This window comes from Streptomyces sp. (genome assembly GCF_036566765.1).
Lineage (GTDB): Bacteria > Actinomycetota > Actinomycetes > Streptomycetales > Streptomycetaceae > Streptomyces.
This window is the reverse complement of the sequence record NZ_DATCVQ010000595.1, coordinates 1-3210: the sequence shown is the minus strand read 5'-3', so window position 1 is coordinate 3210 and position 3210 is coordinate 1. Positions and strand designations below refer to the sequence as shown.

The following is a 3210-nucleotide window of genomic DNA, read 5'->3' as shown; positions in this document are numbered from 1 at the left end:
GTACGGCGCCGTCCGCGCCGCCGCTGCAGGCCAGCGGGGCGGGGCCGGCGACGGAGGCGAGCGCGGTGACCCGGCCGGCGTGCAGGGCGGCCTGGTGCACGCCGTCGATGCCGAAGGCATGCACCGAGCCCATCCGGTCCCCGACCAGGACGGCGCCGGCGGCGGTGGTGAGCGCGGAGCCGGGGTGCAGGGCGAGCGTCTCGGCGACGGCCCGCGTGAGCCGGCTCCCGGGCCCCCGCTCGGTCCGCAACCGCCCCCGCTCGTCCAGCAGGAGCAGCGTCCCGTCGGCGAGCGCGGCGAGACCCCGAGGCCGTGCGGAGGTGGCGACGGGCTCGGCGGCAGGGGCGAGATCGTCGACGCGCAGGGTACGGACGGTCCCAAGGCCGTCCGCGAGGAGCAGCCGCCCCTCGGCGTCGAGCGCAAGCGCGGCAGCCGCCCCCGGCCAGGCCGGCGTCCGATCCCCCCTGACCCGAGAAGCGACGAGCCGCCAGGGGACGTCCCCCGCAAGCCCGCTCAGGGTAGGCCGCAGATGGGCGTCGGCGTCCTCCCCCAGCGCGGCGAGAAGCGCGAACGCCCGCACAGCGGGCCCCACTTCCCGCGTCACAGCCTGCCCCGCCCGCAACCAGGCCTGCCCGAGCCCACCATGAGCCGACCCCTCCCGGTCGTAGGCGACGGTGACCCGCTTCGGGTCGGCGACACAGACGGCCCGGGGGTCGTCGAGGTCGAGGGGGGCGGCGGGGGGTGGGAGGAGGTCGTCGGGCGCGGGCGGAGGGGCGTCGCCCGGCGTCGGCGAACCGGCCCCGTCCAACGCGTGCGGACGCGCGGCGTCCGGCGCAGGCGCGCGTACGCCGTCCGCGGCCGGCTGCGTCGGCGCCAGGGGCTCCAGGGACGTGCCCGGGTCGTCCAAGGACGTCAGGTCGTCGTCGTCCGGCCAGTGGGCCTGTTCCAGTTCTTCGAGGAGGACGGAGGGGCCCTGGGAGAGGCGGGTGGTCAGTGGGGGTGGGGATTCGACCAGGAGGCGGAGGCAGCCGAGGTCGGCGAGGGAGAGGATCAGCTCCGCCAGGCCCTTGGGGTCTTCGGCGTCCGCGAGGCCGGGCAGGGCCAGGACGCGGCGGCGGCCGTCGGCCAGCAGGGCCGAGAGCAGCTCGCCCGGCGTGCGGGCGGCGACGCCGAGCGTGTTGGCCAGCGACCAGACCGCGCCGAGGACGCCCTGGCCCGCCAGCGACAGCACGGTCACGCCGGGCAGCTGCACCGGCGGCAGCTCGGGAACCAGACAGAGCCGCGGCGCGCGCGGGTCGGCGAGCCAGGCGCGCAGGAGAGCCTCGGGCACGTGGGTCGTCAGCCTTCCGATCCGGTGAAGTGCTCCCGTACGAGTGACCGCACCACGGGGAGGTCCTGGGCGATCAGGGCGTCGAGCAGGGCGCTGTGCTCCGCCGCGTCCGCCACGAGGTCGGCGTGCCGGGCGACGGGCGCGCTGGTCAGCGGCCACTGGGAGCGCCGGTGCAGGTCGTCGGCGACGGCCACCAGCTGGGCGTTGCCGGCGAGGAGAAGGACCGCTCGGTGGAAGGCCCGGTCGGTCTCCGCGTAGTGCGCCCGGTCGCCGCGCGCCGCCGCCGCCCCGGTCGCCTCGGCGAGCGGCCGCAGCTCGCGCCAGCGGTCCGCCGGGACGGTACGGGCCAGATCCAGCATGACGGGGACCTCGATCAGAGCCCGTACCTCCGCGAGCTCGGCCAGCTCGCGGGGGGTGCGCACGGTGACCCGGAAGCCGCGGTTCGGCACCACCTCGACCGCGCCCTCCAAGGCCAGCTGCTGCATCGCCTCGCGCACGGGGGTGGCGGAGACCCCGAAGCGCTCGCCGAGCGCCGGGGCGGAGTAGACCTCGCCGGGGACCAGCTCGCCGCCGACCAGGGCGGTGCGCAGCGCGTCGAGGATCTGCCCGCGCACGGAGTGCCGCCGCACCACGCGCGGGGCGGGCGGCTCGCTGTGGGTGTGCTCCCCGCGGGCCTGCTCGGGGACGCGAGGGTCACGAACCTGCTGTGGGACGCCGGCGCCGCCCGCAGAAGGGCGCTCACCGAAGAGGGGCGAGTCGTCGAAGGAAACGCCGCCGGGAGCCGCGTACGGCTGCTCCGACGCGCGCTCGCGCGCTCTGCCCTGCTCCACCCGGGTCCTCCTGCGGCCTCGTGCCGAGCCCGGCTCGCGATACCGGGTTCCCCTGTGCACCATAGGCGGACAGGCAGGGAGTTCAAACATCGGACGCGTCGGGTAAGGTAAGGCTAACCTGTTAACGATCGCGATTCGGTGGTCCCTGAATGGCCGTCCCCGCCCTGCTCCCCGCCGTCCCCGCCTCCCCCGTCGCGGCCGCGTACGCGCGCCTCGCCGAGGTCTTCCCCGGCCTGCGGATACAGGAGCTCGGGCCCGGCGAGCGCGCCCCGCGCGGCGGCGGCTGGGTCGGCGCGGACGAGCTCGCGGCCGGCGGCCCCGCCCTGGACGCCTTCCTCGCCTGGGACAACGCGCAGGTGCTGCGCGACTACGGCCGACAGGCCCGCCCCGACGTCGTCGCCAGCTTCGGGCTGCACCGGTACGCCTGGCCCGCCTGCCTCCTCGTGACGATCCCCTGGTTCCTGCACCGCCGGGTCCCCCGGATCCCCGTCGGGGACGTCGCCTTCCAGCGGGCCCTCGGCCGGATGACCGTACGGATCGGCGAGTTCGCCTGCCTGCCGGGCGACCCGGCCGCGACGCTGCCCGGCGCCCGCGTGGTGCCGGACGAGGAGGCCCTGCGCGCCGAGGCGCGGGACGCCCTGTCCGAGCACTTCGGACCGATCCTGGACGGCTTCGGGCCGCGGATGCGACGGGGCAGGCGGGCCCTGTGGGGCATGGCGACGGACGAGATCGTCGAGGGCCTGTGGTACATCGCCCATCTGCTCGGCGAGGAACGGCGGGCGATGACCGAGCTGGAGGCGCTCCTGCCGGGTACCACCAAGCCGTATGTCGGCACAGCGGGCTTCCGCGAACTGACCGGGCCGAACGGCGAGTCGCTGCCCACCCGCGACCGGGCCAGCTGCTGCCTCTTCTACACACTGCGGCCCGAGGACACCTGCGTCACCTGCCCGCGTACGTGCGACACCGACCGGGTACGGAAGCTGACGCCCGCCTGATCCGTACCGACCGCGCGGCCCGGCGACATTCGAACGCAACTCGGGTGCCACATAC

Annotated in this window: 3 protein-coding genes; 1 reads left to right on the top strand and 2 read right to left on the bottom strand. The window is 76.1% G+C overall.

The genetic code is table 11. From position 1 onward, the window contains the following. Together VIU94_RS34490 and VIU94_RS34485 are read right to left on the bottom strand one after the other, a co-directional pair. Nucleotides 1-1330, bottom strand: a 1330-nt coding sequence (locus VIU94_RS34490; RefSeq protein ID WP_331917721.1) for a hypothetical protein, incomplete at its 3' end; no start/stop codon positions are given. A gap of 8 nt (nt 1331-1338) precedes the next feature. Further along, nucleotides 1339-2160: a GntR family transcriptional regulator gene (locus VIU94_RS34485; RefSeq protein WP_331917719.1), complete on the bottom strand. Its 822-nt coding sequence runs from the start codon at nt 2158-2160 to the stop codon at nt 1339-1341. 149 nt (nt 2161-2309) lie between these two features. Here VIU94_RS34485 and VIU94_RS34480 point away from each other — a divergent pair, with 149 nt between their 5' ends. Beyond that, nucleotides 2310-3155 (top strand): (2Fe-2S)-binding protein, encoded by an 846-nt coding sequence (locus VIU94_RS34480; protein WP_331917717.1) that lies wholly within the window; start codon nt 2310-2312, stop codon nt 3153-3155. The last annotated feature ends 55 nt before the right edge of the window (nt 3156-3210 follow it).